This is a genomic window from Streptomyces sp. NPDC093094, from assembly GCF_044754345.1.
GTDB lineage: Bacteria > Actinomycetota > Actinomycetes > Streptomycetales > Streptomycetaceae > Streptomyces.
Genome location: NZ_JBIVOX010000001.1, coordinates 322,637 through 337,494 on the forward strand (window position 1 = coordinate 322,637; position 14,858 = coordinate 337,494).

At 74.0% G+C, this 14,858-nt stretch carries 13 protein-coding genes and 1 pseudogene; 4 read left to right on the forward strand and 10 right to left on the reverse strand.

The genetic code is table 11. From position 1 onward, the window contains the following. Positions 1-160: 160 nt before the first annotated feature. The 3 genes from ACIQGV_RS01050 to ACIQGV_RS01060 all read right to left on the reverse strand — a co-directional run bounded on the left by ACIQGV_RS01050 (position 161) and on the right by ACIQGV_RS01060 (position 3,186). Positions 161-1,441, reverse strand: coding sequence for a ribonuclease D (locus ACIQGV_RS01050; RefSeq protein ID WP_402488609.1), 1,281 nt, complete (start codon positions 1,439-1,441; stop codon positions 161-163). Positions 1,442-1,617: 176 nt separating this feature from the next. Next, positions 1,618-2,280: a LuxR C-terminal-related transcriptional regulator gene (locus ACIQGV_RS01055; protein ID WP_402488612.1), complete on the reverse strand. Its 663-nt coding sequence runs from the start codon at positions 2,278-2,280 to the stop codon at positions 1,618-1,620. 228 nt (positions 2,281-2,508) lie between these two features. Continuing rightward, positions 2,509-3,186, reverse strand: coding sequence for a DUF3000 domain-containing protein (locus ACIQGV_RS01060; RefSeq protein ID WP_402488615.1), 678 nt, complete (start codon positions 3,184-3,186; stop codon positions 2,509-2,511). 176 nt (positions 3,187-3,362) lie between these two features. On the opposite strand from ACIQGV_RS01060, the gene hemE reads away from it, so the two are divergent. Then, positions 3,363-4,430, forward strand: a complete 1,068-nt coding sequence (hemE, locus tag ACIQGV_RS01065; RefSeq protein WP_402488618.1) for a uroporphyrinogen decarboxylase — start codon at positions 3,363-3,365, stop codon at positions 4,428-4,430. Positions 4,431-4,446: 16 nt separating this feature from the next. Here hemE and ACIQGV_RS01070 read toward each other — a convergent pair whose 3' ends face one another. Next, positions 4,447-5,253, reverse strand: a complete 807-nt coding sequence (locus tag ACIQGV_RS01070) for a rhomboid family intramembrane serine protease (protein ID WP_402488621.1) — start codon at positions 5,251-5,253, stop codon at positions 4,447-4,449. Between the two features lie 107 nt (positions 5,254-5,360). Between ACIQGV_RS01070 and ACIQGV_RS01075 the strand changes: the two genes are divergently transcribed. Beyond that, a complete protein-coding gene (locus ACIQGV_RS01075) occupies positions 5,361-5,606 on the forward strand; it encodes a hypothetical protein (RefSeq protein ID WP_402488624.1) in 246 nt (81 codons plus the stop codon). Here ACIQGV_RS01075 and ACIQGV_RS01080 read toward each other — a convergent pair. Together ACIQGV_RS01080 and ACIQGV_RS01085 are read right to left on the reverse strand one after the other, a co-directional pair. Then, the gene (locus ACIQGV_RS01080) at positions 5,587-6,999 is read right to left on the reverse strand and encodes an FAD-dependent oxidoreductase (protein WP_402488627.1); all 1,413 of its coding nucleotides are present in this window, start codon (positions 6,997-6,999) and stop codon (positions 5,587-5,589) included. The two genes, ACIQGV_RS01075 and ACIQGV_RS01080, sit on opposite strands and share 20 nt — an antisense overlap. A 27-nt stretch (positions 7,000-7,026) precedes the next feature. Next, on the reverse strand, positions 7,027-8,037 hold the full coding sequence (locus tag ACIQGV_RS01085; protein ID WP_402488630.1) for a DUF4349 domain-containing protein: 1,011 nt from the start codon (positions 8,035-8,037) through the stop codon (positions 7,027-7,029). A gap of 156 nt (positions 8,038-8,193) precedes the next feature. On the opposite strand from ACIQGV_RS01085, the gene hemG reads away from it, so the two are divergent. Both hemG and hemQ read left to right on the forward strand, forming a co-directional pair. After that, positions 8,194-9,645, forward strand: coding sequence for a protoporphyrinogen oxidase (gene hemG, locus ACIQGV_RS01090; protein WP_402488633.1), 1,452 nt, complete (start codon positions 8,194-8,196; stop codon positions 9,643-9,645). A 5-nt stretch (positions 9,646-9,650) separates the two neighbouring features. Next, complete coding sequence (gene hemQ / locus ACIQGV_RS01095) at positions 9,651-10,382, forward strand: hydrogen peroxide-dependent heme synthase (protein WP_402488636.1); 732 nt, start codon at positions 9,651-9,653, stop codon at positions 10,380-10,382. A gap of 65 nt (positions 10,383-10,447) precedes the next feature. On the opposite strand, the gene ACIQGV_RS01100 is transcribed toward hemQ, so the two are convergent. The 4 genes and pseudogenes from ACIQGV_RS01100 to ACIQGV_RS01115 all read right to left on the reverse strand — a co-directional run. Then, a complete protein-coding gene (locus tag ACIQGV_RS01100; protein WP_402488638.1) occupies positions 10,448-12,085 on the reverse strand; it encodes an alpha/beta hydrolase in 1,638 nt (545 codons plus the stop codon). A 124-nt stretch (positions 12,086-12,209) separates the two neighbouring features. Next, on the reverse strand, positions 12,210-13,049 hold the full coding sequence (locus tag ACIQGV_RS01105) for a TIGR04222 domain-containing membrane protein (RefSeq protein WP_402488641.1): 840 nt from the start codon (positions 13,047-13,049) through the stop codon (positions 12,210-12,212). Positions 13,050-13,147: 98 nt separating this feature from the next. After that, the gene (locus ACIQGV_RS01110; protein WP_402488644.1) at positions 13,148-13,930 is read right to left on the reverse strand and encodes a DUF4142 domain-containing protein; all 783 of its coding nucleotides are present in this window, start codon (positions 13,928-13,930) and stop codon (positions 13,148-13,150) included. A gap of 258 nt (positions 13,931-14,188) precedes the next feature. Then, a pseudogene (locus ACIQGV_RS01115) lies at positions 14,189-14,858 on the reverse strand (DUF692 domain-containing protein); the annotation flags it as partial.

Genomic DNA, 14,858 nt, shown 5'->3' on the forward strand with positions numbered 1-14,858 from the left:
GTGGCGCGGTCGCCGTCGTGAGGGGGACCGCCGCAGGTGACGGCTTCCGCATCCCCTGTCTCTCCGTGCCCTCCGAAGATCTTGGCGTGATCTCGACGTCGCTGTTCCGCTTCTGCGACGGCTTCCCGCCGGGGGCGACCGGGGACAGGTGCCCCGCCGCCTAGGCGGACAGGGCCCCGACCAGTACGGGCGTGACCTGCTCGACCTGCCAGGGCCGGGCCCCGTACCCCGCGAGCGCGGCCGCCACGGACTCGGCGTCGACGGCCTTCGGCGGCTCCCAGCAGATCCGCCGGACGGTGTCCGGGGCGACCAGGTTCTCCTGGGGCATGTTCAGCTGCTCGGCGAGGGCCGAGACGGCCGTCCGGGCCGCGGACAGCCGGGCCGCGGCGGCGGGGTCCTTGTCGGCCCAGGCCCTGGGCGGCGGGGGCCCCGCGACGGCCTGCCCCTGCTGCGGCAGCTGGGACTCGGCGAGGGCCTTGGCCCGGTCCACGGCGGCCTGCCACTGCTCCAGCTGCCGCCGCCCCGTCCGGTGTCCGTAGCCGGGCAGCGCGGCAAGGGCGTGCGCGTCGGCCGGCAGCGCGAGCGCGGCCTCCACGATGGCCCCGTCGGACAGCACCTTCCCCGGGGAGACGTCCCGCCGCTGGGCGATCCGGTCGCGGGTCTGCCACAGCTCCCGTACGACGGCCAGCTGCCGGCGCCTGCGGACCTTGTGCATCCCGGACGTACGGCGCCAGGGGTCCTTGCGGGGCTCGGGCGGCGGAGCCGAGGCGATCGCGTCGAACTCCTGGTGCGCCCACTCCAGCTTGCCCTGCCGGTCCAGCTCCTTCTCCAGCGCGTCGCGCAGGTCGACCAGGAGCTCCACGTCCAGGGCGGCGTAGCGCAGCCAGGGCTCGGGCAGCGGGCGGGTGGACCAGTCGACGGCGGAGTGGCCCTTCTCCAGGACGAAGCCGAGGACGGACTCGACCATCGCCCCGAGGCCGACGCGCGGGAACCCCGCGAGGCGCCCCGCCAGCTCGGTGTCGAACAGCCGGTCCGGCGTCATGCCTATCTCGCGCAGGCAGGGCAGATCTTGGGTGGCGGCGTGCAGCACCCACTCGGTGCCGGCCAGGGCCTCGCCGAGCCCGGACAGATCGGGGCAGGCCACGGGGTCGACCAGGGCGGTGCCGGCGCCCTCGCGGCGCAGCTGGACCAGATAGGCGCGCTGGCCGTAGCGGTAGCCGGAGGCGCGCTCGGCGTCGACGGCCACGGGACCGCGGCCGGCGGCGAAGGCGGCGATCACCTCGGCGAGACCGGCCTCGTCGGTGATCACGGGCGGAATCCCCTCGCGGGGTTCGAGCAGCGGGATCGGCGCCCCTGCAGCAGAAGATCCGTCGTCGTCCGGAGGGGCGCCCCCGGTGGTTCGCAGTGGTGTGTCTGCTGCGGTCTCTTGGGCGTCGGTCACCTGTCAAGGGTATCCATGTATGGACAGGGCCCGTCGACGGAACGTTCCGTCGACGGGCACCCAGGGGTCGTAAACCAGTCAGGTCGGTGAAACTTCCGGTTCACGACGGTTCACGGCAGGAAGCGGACGAGCACGGGGTTCACCGCCCGATTCCAGTCATGTCCATGAACATCGCCTCAGTGGATGATCCCGGTGCGCAGGGCGACCGCGACCATGCCGGCGCGGTCGCCCGTGCCGAGCTTGCGGGCGATGCGGGCGAGGTGGCTCTTCACGGTGAGGGCGGACAGCCCCATCGAGACACCGATCGCCTTGTTCGACTGGCCCTCGGCGACGAGCCGGAGCACCTCGACCTCGCGGCCGGAGAGCTCGCGGTAGCCGCCCGGGTGGCTCGGGGCACCCGGGGGGCGGCGGTGCAGCCGGGCGGCGGCCGAGCCGATCGGAGCCGCACCGGGCCGGGTGGGGAGCCCGACGTTGGTGCGGGTGCCGGTGACGACATAGCCCTTGACCCCGCCCGCGAGGGCGTTGCGCACGGCGCCGATGTCGTCGGCCGCCGACAGGGCCAGGCCGTTGGGCCAGCCCGCGGCGCGGGTCTCCGACAGGAGGGTCAGGCCCGAGCCGTCGGGCAGATGGACGTCGGCGACGCAGATGTCGCGGGGGTTGCCGACGCGGGGACGGGCCTCGGCGATGGACGACGCCTCGATGACGTCGCGTACGCCGAGCGCCCACAGATGTCGGGTGACGGTGGATCGGACACGTGGATCGGAGACGACGACCATGGCGGTGGGCTTGTTGGGGCGGTAGGCGACCAGGCTTGCGGGCTGCTCGAGGAGAACGGACACCAGGCCTCCTGGGTGCTGACGGCTTTGAAGGTCACAGACGTCTTCGGCAGCAACCCCGGGGCCCTTTAGGGAATGATCACGATCTAGTGAGTAACAATTAGTGCAATTCGGACAGGTGGTCGATCGTTCGGTGGCCAAATAGGTTCGTTCGATCGACCGCTCCTGACTGAAAGTGGCCGTATCGACAAAGAGACGGCCCTGCGGGCACCAGGAAGCGGGTGGCGGAGCTCAGCGTGACTGCGGACCGCGCCGCTGCGGCAGCGTCACCACCGACGCGTCGCCCGGACCGGCCGGCGGCAGCCCCGCCACCTGGGCGAGCAGATCGCACCAGGACGCCAGATGCGCCGCCGTCTCCGGAATGCCGCCCGGCCCCTCCCGGGGCGTCCACGAAGCCCTGATCTCGATCTGCGAGCTCGCCGGCCGCGCCGACAGCCCGCCGAAGTGATGGGAGCTCACCCGGGTCACCGTGCCGCTCGGCTCGCCGAACGCCAGCCCGCGCGCCTGGAGCGCCCCGGTCAGCCAGCTCCAGCACACGTCCGGCAGCAGCGGGTCCGCCGCCATCTCCGGTTCCAGCTCCGCCCGCACCAGCGTCACCAGCCGGAACGTGCCCCGCCAGGCGTCGTGCCCGTCCGGGTCGTGCAGCAGCACCAGTCTGCCGTCGGCCAGCTCCTGCTCGCCGTCCACGACGGCGGCCTCCAGCGCGTAGGAGTAGGGGGCCAGCCGCTTGGGGGCCGGTGTCGGCTCCACCTCGATCTGCGGCCGCAGCCGGGCCGCCCGCAGCGCCTCGACAGCGGCCCTGAACGGCAAGGGTGTCGCTGCGTCCTTGTGCCGCTCCGCCTCCCCCGTCCCCTTCGCCTCGTCCATTCCGCCAGCGTCGTCCGACAGTCGTCCCTGAGCCGCAGCCATGCGGGGAAGAGTAAGGGGAACGGGGGCCGTGCGCAGGGCAAGACACCCGCCGGGCCCCGCCGTCGTGGTTTCCGGCGCCGCCGCCCGGCCCGCCCCCGCGGCCGGACCGCGCGAGGCCGGTCACGGCCCCAGGGGCGTGGCCGTGACCGCTCCGGGGCCGTGCGAGACTTTCCGACGTGAGTGCCAACGGAAGCCCTGCGGGCCAGCAGCCGACAGCCACCTACGACTCCGCCTTCCTCAAGGCGTGCCGGCGCGAGCCCGTGCCGCACACGCCGGTGTGGTTCATGCGCCAGGCGGGCCGCTCGCTGCCGGAGTACCGCAAGGTCCGCGAGGGCATTCCGATGCTGGAATCCTGCATGCGCCCCGAGCTGGTCACCGAGATCACCCTCCAGCCGGTGCGCCGGCACAACGTGGACGCGGCGATCTTCTTCAGCGACATCGTCGTCCCGCTCAAGGCCATCGGCATCGACCTCGACATCAAGCCCGGCGTCGGCCCGGTCGTGGAGCAGCCCGTCCGCACCCGCGCCGACCTGGCCCGGCTGCGCGACCTGACCCCCGAGGACGTCTCCTACGTCACCGAGGCCGTCGGTCTGCTCACCCGCGAGCTCGGGAGCACTCCGCTCATCGGCTTCGCCGGTGCTCCTTTCACCCTCGCGAGCTACCTCGTCGAGGGCGGTCCGTCCCGTACGTACGAGAACGCCAAGGCGATGATGTACGGCGACCCCGAGCTGTGGGCCGACCTGCTCGACCGGCTCGCGGAGATCACCTCCGCCTTCCTGAAGGTCCAGATCGAGGCCGGCGCCTCCGCCGTCCAGCTCTTCGACTCCTGGGCCGGCGCGCTCGCCCCCGTCGACTACCGCCGCTCCGTGCTGCCCGCCTCGGCGAAGGTCTTCCGGGCGGTCGAGTCCTACGGCGTCCCGCGCATCCACTTCGGTGTCGGCACGGGTGAACTGCTCGGTCCGATGGGCGAGGCCGGCGCGGACGTCGTCGGCGTCGACTGGCGCGTCCCGCTCGACGAGGCAGCCCGCCGCGTCGGCCCCGGCAAGGCGCTCCAGGGCAACCTGGACCCGACCGTGCTGTTCGCCGGGCCCGAGGCGGTCGAGGCCAAGGCCCGAGAGGTCCTGGACTCGGCCGCGAGCCTGGAGGGCCACATCTTCAACCTCGGTCACGGCGTCATGCCGTCCACCGACCCCGACGCCCTCACCCGCCTCGTCGACCACGTCCACACGCAGACGGCCCGCTAGAGACCGCCGGGGGCGCTCACCACGTGTGCCGGGTCCGCGCCTGTCTGCCGAAGAGCAGCCCGCGCGGCTCCGGCGGCGCGGGCGTCCCCCGGCGCAGCGGCCAGGCCGGCAGCATGCCCGCCAGGAAGCCGGCGACATGCGCGGTGTACGCCACCGTGCCCGTGCCGGAGACGCCCTCGCCGTACGAGTACACGGCCTGCAGCCCGAACCAGAAGCCCAGCACGATCCAGGCGGGCAGCCGCAGCGGCAGGAAGACCAGGAAGGGCACGAGCACCCACACCCGTGCCCTCGGGTACAGCACCAGATAGGCCCCCAGCACTCCGGCGATCGCCCCGGACGCGCCGATCAGCGGCTCGCCCGAACCGGCGTCGAGCAGCGCGAAGCCGTAGGTCGCCGCGAAGCCGCAGACGCCGTAGAACAGCACGAAGCGGATGTGGCCCATGCGGTCCTCGATGTTGTTGCCGAAGATCATCAGGAACAGCATGTTGCCCAGCAGATGCAGCCAGCCGCCGTGCAGGAACATCGCCGTCAGCACGCTCAGCTCCGGCGACTTGACGTAGTCGGGCGGCGCGACCGCACAGCCCGGACCCCCGGGCCCCGCCCCGACCTCGCCGGTGGACACGAGCCGCGGCAGCTGATGGTGGATCAACTCCTGCGGCACCGCCGCGTACTGGTCCAGGAGCGCCTGGAGACGGCAGAGCTGGACCAGACGGTCCTCGTTCCAGGGCATGTGGAGGAAGACGAGGACGTTCGCGGCGATCAGGCCGTACGTCACCCAGGGGGTACGGCGCACCGGGTTCACGTCATGGACGGGGATGACCACGGGGGACTACTGCCCGGGAATCGGCGGCCGAACCGGTGAACAGGGCGGTCCGCGCGCGCGTATGACTGCACATGGCGATGAACGAGCGAGTCAGTGCTGTGCCCGCGATGCATGCCCTCCCGGACGGAGAGGCCGAGGTCGCGCTGGTGGTGCGGCTGCCCTGGGAGGACGTGGCCCGGCTGGGCCAGGACGCGGGGCGGCTCGCCGCGCAGCTGCAGCGGCCCGTGACCCTGGACGAGGCCGTCAGCCACCGGCTGCGGTCCCGGCCGGCCGCCGCGCACGCGAAGCCGGCCGAGCAGACGGGGGCCACCACGGTGTCCACCCTGCCGCGGATCAGCGGCTCGTCGGCCTAGCCGGGTTCACCTTCGCCGACGCCTTCCTCGCCGCCACCAGCACCGGGTCCCACACCGGGCTGAACGGAGGGGCGTAGCCCAGGTCCAGGGCCGTCATCCCCTCCACCGTCATACGGGCCGTCAGGGCCACCGCCGCGATGTCGACGCGTTTGCCCGCGCCCTCGCGGCCGACGATCTGGACGCCCAGGAGGCGGCCCGTGCGGCGTTCGGCGATCATCTTGACCGTCATGGGAGCCGCGCCGGGGTAGTACCCGGCGCGGCTCGTCGACTCGATCGTGACGGTCTCGTACTTCAGGCCCGCGCGCCGGGCGTCCTTCTCGCGCAGACCCGTGCGGGCGATCTCCAGGTCGCAGACCTTGCTGACGGCGGTGCCGACGACGCCGGGGAACGTGGCGTAGCCGCCGCCGACGTTGGTGCCGATGACCTGGCCGTGCTTGTTGGCGTGCGTGCCGAGCGCGACATGGCGTTCGCGGCCGGAGACCAGGTCGAGGACCTCGACGCAGTCGCCGCCGGCCCAGATGTTCTCGTGGCCGCGCACCCGCATCGCCAGGTCGGTGAGCAGACCGCCGTGCCGGCCCAGCGGGAGCCCGGCCGCCCGGGCGAGGGAGGTCTCCGGACGCACACCGATACCGAGCACGACCACGTCGGCCGGGTACTCCGCGTCCGCGGTGGCCACCGCCCGCACCCGCCCGTCGGATCCGGTCAGGACCGCGGTGACCTCGGCGTCGTCGACCATGGTGATGCCCAGGCCCTCCATGGCCTTGTGCACCAGCCGGCCCATGTCCGGGTCCAGCGTCGACATCGGCTCGCTGCCCCGGTTGACGACGGTCACCTCGTACCCGCGGTGGATGAGCGCCTCGGCCATCTCCACACCGATGTACCCGGCGCCGACGACCACCGCGCGCCGCCCGCGCGTGCGCTCCAGCGTGTCCAGCAGCGCCTGTCCGTCGTCCAGGGTCTGCACACCGTGCACCCCCGGCGCGTCGCCGCCGGGCATGTCGGGGCGGATCGGCCGGGCCCCCGTGGCGATCACCAGATCGTCGTACGACGTCCAGGACACGGCGCCCGAATCGACGTCACGCGCGCGTACCCGCCGCCCCGCCACGTCGATCTCCGTGACCTCGGTGCGCATCCTGAGGTCGATCCCGCGGGAGCGGTGCTCCTCGGGGGAGCGGGCGACCAGCTCGTCCCGGTCCGTCACGTCGCCGCCCACCCAGTAGGGGATCCCGCAGGCCGAGTAGGAGCTGAAGTGGCCGCGCTCGAACGCCACGATCTCCAGTTCGTCCCGGTCCTTCAGCCGCCGCGCCTGGGACGCCGCCGACATGCCCGCCGCGTCGCCGCCGATCACGACGAGACGCCTCTTCGCATTCCCCGTGCCACCGTTCATGGTCATGCGAACACGCTACGGGCGGACGGCGTTTCAGTCCCGCCCGGCCTCCTCGTGCGGACCCGGTGCCGGTCGCGCCGCCGGCAGCGTGCCGGGCGTGGCCACGGAAGGGGCGGGCGCGGAGGACGCCGGCGCCGAGGACGCCGGTGCCGGGGTGCCGGCGGACCCGCGCGGCAGCCGGGGCCGTACGACCCGCAGCCACAGCAGCACCAGCAGGAGGAGCGCCGCGGCGAACGGCAGCACCGCGCCCAGCACCAGGGCGATCCACCGCAGTGTCGTCAGGAACGCCTCCCAGCCGCCCGACAGCGCGTCGACGAATCCGGGGTCGTCGCCCCGGGCCTCCCGCACGACGGGCGCCTCGGTCAGCGACAGCGTGACGGTCGCCAGGCTCGTCCGGTCCTTCAGGGACGCCTGCCGGGCCAGCAGCGCCTCCAGATCGGCCTGGCGGGTGCTCAGCTCGCCCTCCAGCTGCACCACGTCACCGAGCCGGTCCGCCCGGTCCATCAGCGCGCGGATCCGGGCCACGCTCGCCCGCTGGGTCCTGATCCGGCTCTCGACGTCGACGACCTGGCCGGTGACGTCCTCCGCCCGCGCGGTGCGCTCCAGCAGCCGGCCCGCGCCCCGGAGCTCCTCCATCACCCCGTCGTAGCGGTCGGCGGGCACCCGCAGCACCACGCGCGTGCGCTCGCGGCCCCCGGCGTCCCGGGAGGTGCTCTCCTCACCCACGTAGCCGCCCGCCCGCCCGGCGACCGCACGGGCCTCCTCCAGCGCCTTCGGCACATCCTTCACCTGCACGGTCAGCGCGGCGGTCCGCACGATGTACGACGGGTCCGGCACGGGCGCCTGGCCCTCGGCGGCGGTGGAGCCTTCGGCCGCGCCCTGTCCGCCGGCTCGGCCCGTGCGGGCCTCGGAGGCGGCCGCCTTGTCGTCGGCGCCGCCCCCGCCGCTGTCGCCGGCGCCCGCGCCGCACCCGGTGAGCGCGAGCGCGGCGGCGAGCAGGAGCCCGGCCAGGGTCTGCGCGGAACCTGCGGAACGTCTGTGCACGGCTGCCCCCCGAGGGTCACTGCGGCTGATGTCTCTTCGACGCGCGGACCCTGTGCGGACGTTCGCCGAGCAGGGTTCCGATGCGGTCACGGTCGGGACTCGACAGGGCCACACGGCCCTGGCAGGACTCCGGGCGCCGGATGAGAAGGTGGGGGCATGAGCGCACGTGGCACCCACACCAGGCATGTCGTCGTCATCGGCGCGGGCATCGCCGGCCTCGCCGCGGCCCACCGGCTGCTGGCGCGCGGCTCGGCGGTGACCGTGCTGGAGGCGTCCGACCGGGTCGGCGGCAAGCTGCTGCCCGGCGAGATCGCGGGCGTCCGAGTGGACCTGGGAGCCGAGTCGCTGCTGGCCCGCCGCCCCGAGGCGGTCGCCCTCGCCCGGGAGGCGGGCCTGGCCGGCAGCCTCCGGCCGCCCGCCACCGCCACCGCCTCGCTCTGGACCCGCGGCGCCCTGCGCCCGATGCCCAAGGGCCATGTCATGGGCGTCCCCGGCACCGCCTCCGCCCTGGCCGGCGTCCTGAGCGACGAGGGCCTCAGGCGCATCGAGGCCGACGCCGAGCTGCCCCGCACCGAGATCGGCGACGACGTGGCCGTCGGCGAGTTCGTCGCCGCCCGGGTCGGCCGCGAGGTCGTCGACCGGCTCGTCGAACCCCTGCTGGGCGGGGTGTACGCGGGCGACGCCTACCGCATCTCCCTGCGCTCGGCCGTCCCCCAGCTCTTCGAGGCGGCGCAGCGGCACACCTCGCTCACCGAGGCCGTCCGCGACATCCAGGCGAAGGCGGCCGCGGCCCAGGGGACGGGGCCGGTGTTCACGGGCGTCGTCGGCGGAGTGGGACGCCTGCCGCTCGCGGTCGCCGAGTCGGTGCGCGCCCGGGGCGGAGAGATCCTCACCGGCACACCCGTGACGGAGCTGCGCCGTGAGCCGGCCGGCTGGCGGGTGACGGCGGGGGAGCGGGTGCTGCGCGCGGACGCGGTCGTCGTCGCCGTCCCCGCGCCCGCCGCGGCGGCGCTGCTGCGCGCCGAGGTTCCCGCCGCGGCGGCCGAACTGGCCGCCGTCGAGTACGCGTCCATGGCGCTGATCACCCTCGCCTACCGCCGTGAGGACGCCGTGCTGCCCGAGGGCAGCGGATTCCTGGTCCCGCCGGTCGACGGCCGCACCGTCAAGGCGTCCACCTTCGCCTCCCGCAAGTGGGGCTGGATCGCCGACCAGAACCCGGACGTGGTCGTGGTGCGCACCTCGGTCGGCCGCCACGGCGAGACGGAGATCCTCGGCCGCGACGACGCCGGCCTCGTCGACGTCTCCCGGCACGACCTGCGCGAGGCGACCGGACTGGACGCGCGCCCCCTCGACACACGCGTCACCCGCTGGACCGACGGCCTGCCGCAGTACCCGGTCGGCCATCACGCGCGCGTGGCGCGCATCCGCGAGCACATCGGCGAGCTCCCCGGTCTCGCCGTGTGCGGCGCGGTCTACGACGGAGTCGGCGTCCCGGCCTGCATCGCGAGCGCGCACGCGGCCGTGGACCAGCTCGACGGAGATCTCGGCGGTGTGCAGGAGCTCACCGCCCACCCGGTGCAGAGTCTGCACGGAGGAGCGGGAGAATGAGGACCATGAGTGACGACGCCCCCACCACCGGCCCCGACCGGATCCCGAACAAGGGCAAGCTGGCCAAGGACCTCAACGAGGTCATCCGCTACACCCTGTGGTCCGTCTTCAAGCTGAAGGACGTACTGCCCGAGGACCGCGCGGGTTACGCCGAAGAGGTCCAGGAGCTGTTCGACCAGCTCGCCGCCAAGGACGTGACGGTCCGCGGCACCTACGACGTCTCCGGCCTGCGCGCCGACGCCGACGTCATGATCTGGTGGCACGCGGAGACCGCCGACCAGCTCCAGGAGGCGTACAACCTCTTCCGCCGCACCCGGCTGGGCCGCGCGCTGGAGCCGGTCTGGTCGAACATGGCGCTGCACCGCCCCGCCGAGTTCAACCGCTCGCACATCCCGGCGTTCCTCGCCGACGAGACGCCGCGCAACTACGTCAGCGTCTACCCCTTCGTGCGCTCCTACGACTGGTACCTCCTGCCCGACGAGGACCGCCGCCGCATGCTCGCCGACCACGGCAAGATGGCCCGCGGCTACCCCGACGTCCGCGCCAACACGGTCGCCTCCTTCTCGCTCGGCGACTACGAGTGGCTGCTCGCGTTCGAGGCCGACGAGCTGTACCGCATCGTCGACCTCATGCGTCATCTGCGTGCCTCCGAGGCCCGGATGCACGTCCGTGAGGAGGTCCCGTTCTTCACGGGCCGCCGCAAGTCCGTCGGCGACCTCGTGGCGGGCCTGGCCTAGACGCCCCCGGGGGCGCGGGGGCCGCGCGGCCGGCCGTCACGGCGGTCCGTCCACGACGGACGGCGTCAGCCGGCCGGACGCGGCTCCGCGCGCCCCGCGCAGGCGGAGCGCCGCGCGGGAAGCCGGCCCTCCAGCAGATACGCCTCGAAGTAGCCGTTCATGCACCGGTTCGGCCCCCCGGCGACGCCGTGCGACCCCGCGTCCCGCTCGGTCACGAGCACGGACCCGGCCAGCCGGCGGCGCAGCTCCAGCGCCCCCTCGTACGGCGCGGCGGCGTCCCGCTCGGCGGCGAGGATCAGCACCGGCGGCAGTTCGCCCGGCCCGGTCCGCACATCGACGGGCTGCTGGCGCGGCGCGGTCCAGTACGCGCAGGGCAGGTTCGCCCACACGTTGTCCCAGGTCTCGAACGGCGCGACCCGCGCGAGCCGGGTGTTGTCCCGGTCCCACACCTTCCAGTCGGTCGGCCAGGGCGCGTCGTTGCACTCCACGGCCGTGTACACCGCGCCGGAGTTCTCCGCCTCACCGGCCGCCTCCTGGACCGGTGAGGCGATGTCGACCAGCAGTCCGGGGTCGCCCTTCAGATACTCCGACAGCGCCTGCGCCCGCAGGGGCCAGTAGTCGTCGTAGTACCCGGCCTGCAGGAACGCCCCCTGCAGCTGCCCCGGTCCGACCTTGCCGCCCGCGGGCTCCGCGGCCAGCCGGGCCCGCGCCCTCTCGTAGCTGCGCAGCACCTTCGCGGGCGTGTCGCCGAGGCCGTACGTCCTGTGGTGCCGGGCGATCCACTCGCGCAGGTCGCTCCAGCGCTCCTCGAAGGCGGCGGACTGGGCGAGGTTGTTGCGGTACCAGACCCGGTCCGGGTCGGGGTTCACCGGCGAGTCGAAGACCATGCGCCGCACGTGCGAGGGGAACAGCGTGGCGTACAGCGCCCCGAAGTACGTGCCGTAGGAGGCGCCCATGAACGTCAGCCGGGACTCGCCGAGCGCGGCGCGCAGCACGTCGAGGTCGCGCGCGTTGTTCAGGGAGTGGAAGTGCCGCAGGGCGCTGCCCGACCGTTCGGCGCAGCCGCGCGCGTATGCCTTGGCCTGCGCGATGCGTTCCCTCTTGTACGACTCCGAGGGGTGGACCGGCGCCTGGGAGGGGCCCTTGAAGTACCGCTTGGGGTCCTGGCAGGACAGCGGCGCCGAGCGGCCGACGCCGCGCGGGGCGTAGCCGACGAGGTCGTAGGCGGCGCCGATGCGCTTCCACTCCGGGAGCAGGCCGATCAGCGGGAAGTAGAAGCCGGAGGAGCCGGGGCCGCCCGGGTTGTAGACGAGGGCTCCCTGGCGGGGGACCTTGCGCTTGCTGTTCTTCGGGTCGCGGTGGGTGGCCCGGACACGGGAGACGGCGAGCTCGATCTGCCTGCCGTCGGGGCGGGCGTAGTCGAGGGGGACGCCGACCGTGCCGCACTCCATGCTGCCGGGCAGGTCCTGGCCGTCGGAGCACGCGCCGAAGTCGATGCCGGCGGCCCGGGCGCGCACGGTGGCCACGGTGGCGCCGCGCACCTCGGCCGCGGTGCCGTACAGGGCGGCCGCCGCGGTGCCGTGCGGCGCGGACGGTGTGTCCGGCACCGCGCCGGGAAGGCCGCCCGCGGGCGTTGCGGCGAGGGTGGTCAGCAGCAACGCGGCGGTCAGCCCTGCGGCCGAGTGACGGGCGGCAGCTCTCATCGCGGATCCCTTCGGTGCACGGCGGCGACAAAAGGGATGTTTCGTTCGGTCGGCGGGGAAGGCAAGCACCGCACGGCCGGTGTCGGCCCCAATGCTCCCTGTGCGCCCCCTCGGGAGGCCGGAGTCAGCCGTCGCGGTCGGCGCGTCGCTCCGGATACTGCTCCCGGTGTTCGAAAGCCGCCCGCAGGTCCGGTTCGCCGACGGCGTGCACGCCGCGCAGGGCGACCGAGGCGAGGAAGGCCCGGTGGCCCCCGTCCCGGTCGTCCCCGTCCCGGGTGTGCCGGGCCAGTGCGCCGAGCAGGCGCTGTCCGGCGGGGGAGGCCCAGCGCGAGTACGGGTGCGCCTCGAACCGGGCGATCGCGAGGCTGCCGAGCGTGAGGGCCAGCGGCAGCGCGAACCACATGGCCATCAGCGGCCGCGGCGTCCCGGCCGGGAGGGGCAGCAGCAGCGCGGTCGCGCCGAGCCCCGTCACCAGGGCGGCGGCGGCCCGCACCCGGCGGACCGAGGAGGCGAGGGAGGAGCGGCCGTCGTCGGCCGCCGCGAGGCCCTCGCCCGCCAGTCGTTCGGCGAGGGCCCGCACGGAGTCGGCGCGGGCGGCGGCGGTGCGCACCGCCGCGATGGGGGACTGGCCCCCGGGACCGATCGCCCCGATCACCGAACGCTCGATGTCGTCGTGGCCGCGCGGGTCGACGACGGTCGCCCAGCCGGTGTGCGCCAGCAGCAGCCTGCGCCGACGGGCCATCGACACCAGCGTCAGGTCGGCGACCCGGCGGGGGCCGCCCGACAGGAACGCCGCCTCGTAGAGGGTCAGCGAGCGGTCCCGGTCCGCACGTGACGTGTGCCGGTCCCCGCCCGCGTCCTGCTCCGTCTCCCGGTCGGCGGCACGCACGGCGGCCAGGCACAGCCGCGCGCACGCCAGACCGGCGGCGGCCCAGGCGAGCAGCAGAAGAAGCACCCAGAACATGACATGTTTCTACGCCGACAACCTGGAGAAAGCCATGCCTCGTTCACTGTCCGGACACGGTGTCGCGGGCATGTGACGTTCTGTTCGCCCGATGTGCCCTAGGAGTCCTTGCGCGGGGGCGGACCGGTCGCCGCGGGCGGCAGCGAGTAGGTCTGCGAGGGGGACGGGGCCACCGGCAGGGCGGGCCGGGGGTTCCCGGTCGGGCCGGGCGGGGCGGGGGAGTTGGTGATCGGCGGCGCGCTGGCGGCCGCCATGTCACGGGCCAGCTGGTCGAAGTCGACGTACCCCGTGGCCTCCAGGACCTTGATGTGGTCCAGCACGGTCGCGTTGGCGTCGTCGGCGAGCTGCCGCACCAGCGAGTTCCGGGTGCTCGCGCGGACCTGGGCGACCACGCCGAAGACCTTGCCGTGGGCGAGCCGCAGGATGTTGGCGAACTCCCGGTCGTACGTGGTGCCCTGCGCCGCGTCCAGGGTGCCGAGCCATGCCTGCTGCTGCTCGTTGGGTTCGCCGGGCAGCTCCAGGCCGAGCCGGGAGGCCACGTCGCGGACCCGGTCGTCCAGGAAGACGTGCCCGTCGACCAGATGCTGCCCCGCGGTGCGCACGGCCTGGGTCGTGCCCTTCTCCTGCGCCTGCTGGCCGGCGGGCAGCTCCCACAGGCCCGCGAGGCGGACCTTGGTGACGAACTCCCGGTCCAGCGCGGACAGCGGACCGAACCGGGTCGACACGGTCTGGGCGTCGAGGACGGCCGGGCCGGTCCCCGAGCGGTCGGCGTAGGACCAGATCGGGAAGACCAGGGCCAGCAGGGTCGCGGTCAGGCCCGTGACGATGAGTCCGGTTCCGCTGAACACGCCTCTGCGGGTGAGGGTCGTTCGCGATCGCATGGTGCCTCCTGTTGCGGCACCGCACGCGGGTGTGCTTCGGGTGCGGGGGTTGGCGGGGTTGGCATATTACTGCGGGGTCCGGCCGACTTCCGTACAGGGACGAACGATTGCAACCACGCCCACCACGGGGCGAAAAGGGGCATGAAGCGTGCCGCATATCCGGGCGGAGCCGGGTGAAACGGAGGACCTAACGGGTTCATCACTCCCGGCACATTCGGAGAACAACGGCGTCCGCCGAGGCGGGCCGGCCCCCTCGGGTCACCGGCGCAGCAGCACCCTGCGGGTGGCCCGGGCCAGCCGGGCGTGCGGGCGGGTCCGGTCGCGGGGCGCCGGGCCCGAGCGGTCGAGCCACCACTCGCGCAGCTCACGCCGGGCGCGGACGCTCCGCGGCTCGTCCCCGTCCAGCAGGTGGGCGGCGAACGCGAGCGCGTCGTGGCGGTAGCCGCCGGTCATGGGGTGCCGCTGGGCATAGCCGAGGAAGGCGGCCCGGTAGCCGTCCCCGAGGATCACCGGCAGCTCCGGCGCCACCTTCGCGACCACGTCCGCCCGCTTCCCGGCCAGTGCCCGGGCCTGCACCCGCACCCGCACCCGGTCGAACCCCTCGGGCACCGGCGTCCCCGCCACCAGCGCGGACAGCAGAGCGGCCTGAGCCAGCCCGACCCGCTCCCGGGCCCCGGAACCCGGCGCGCGGTCCGCGTCCGTGCCGTCCTGGTCCGGCGTGCGGCTGGTGTCTGTGCCGTCCTGGTCCGGCGTGCGGCTCGCGTCCGTGCCGTGCCGTTCCGCTGTGCGGCTGGTGTCTGTGCCGTTCCGGTGCGGCGTGCGGCTGGTGTCTGTGCCGTCCTGGTCCGGCGTGCGGCTGGTGTCTGTGCCGTCCTGGTCCGGCGTGCGGCTCGCGTCCGTGCCGTGCCGTTCCGCTGTGCGGCTGGTG

Excerpts from the sequence above, each read along its gene's own strand:
- ACIQGV_RS01060 (WP_402488615.1), bottom strand. The coding sequence starts at position 3,186 with ATGGCTGCGGCTCAGGGACGACTGTCGGACGACGCTGGCGGAATGGAC.
- ACIQGV_RS01075 (WP_402488624.1), top strand. The coding sequence starts at position 5,361 with ATGCATGCCCTCCCGGACGGAGAGGCCGAGGTCGCGCTGGTGGTGCGG.
- ACIQGV_RS01080 (WP_402488627.1), bottom strand. The coding sequence starts at position 6,999 with ATGACCATGAACGGTGGCACGGGGAATGCGAAGAGGCGTCTCGTCGTG.
- hemG (WP_402488633.1), top strand. The coding sequence starts at position 8,194 with ATGAGCGCACGTGGCACCCACACCAGGCATGTCGTCGTCATCGGCGCG.
- hemQ (WP_402488636.1), top strand. The coding sequence starts at position 9,651 with ATGAGTGACGACGCCCCCACCACCGGCCCCGACCGGATCCCGAACAAG.
- ACIQGV_RS01100 (WP_402488638.1), bottom strand. The coding sequence starts at position 12,085 with ATGAGAGCTGCCGCCCGTCACTCGGCCGCAGGGCTGACCGCCGCGTTG.
- ACIQGV_RS01105 (WP_402488641.1), bottom strand. The coding sequence starts at position 13,049 with ATGTTCTGGGTGCTTCTTCTGCTGCTCGCCTGGGCCGCCGCCGGTCTG.
- ACIQGV_RS01110 (WP_402488644.1), bottom strand. The coding sequence starts at position 13,930 with ATGCGATCGCGAACGACCCTCACCCGCAGAGGCGTGTTCAGCGGAACC.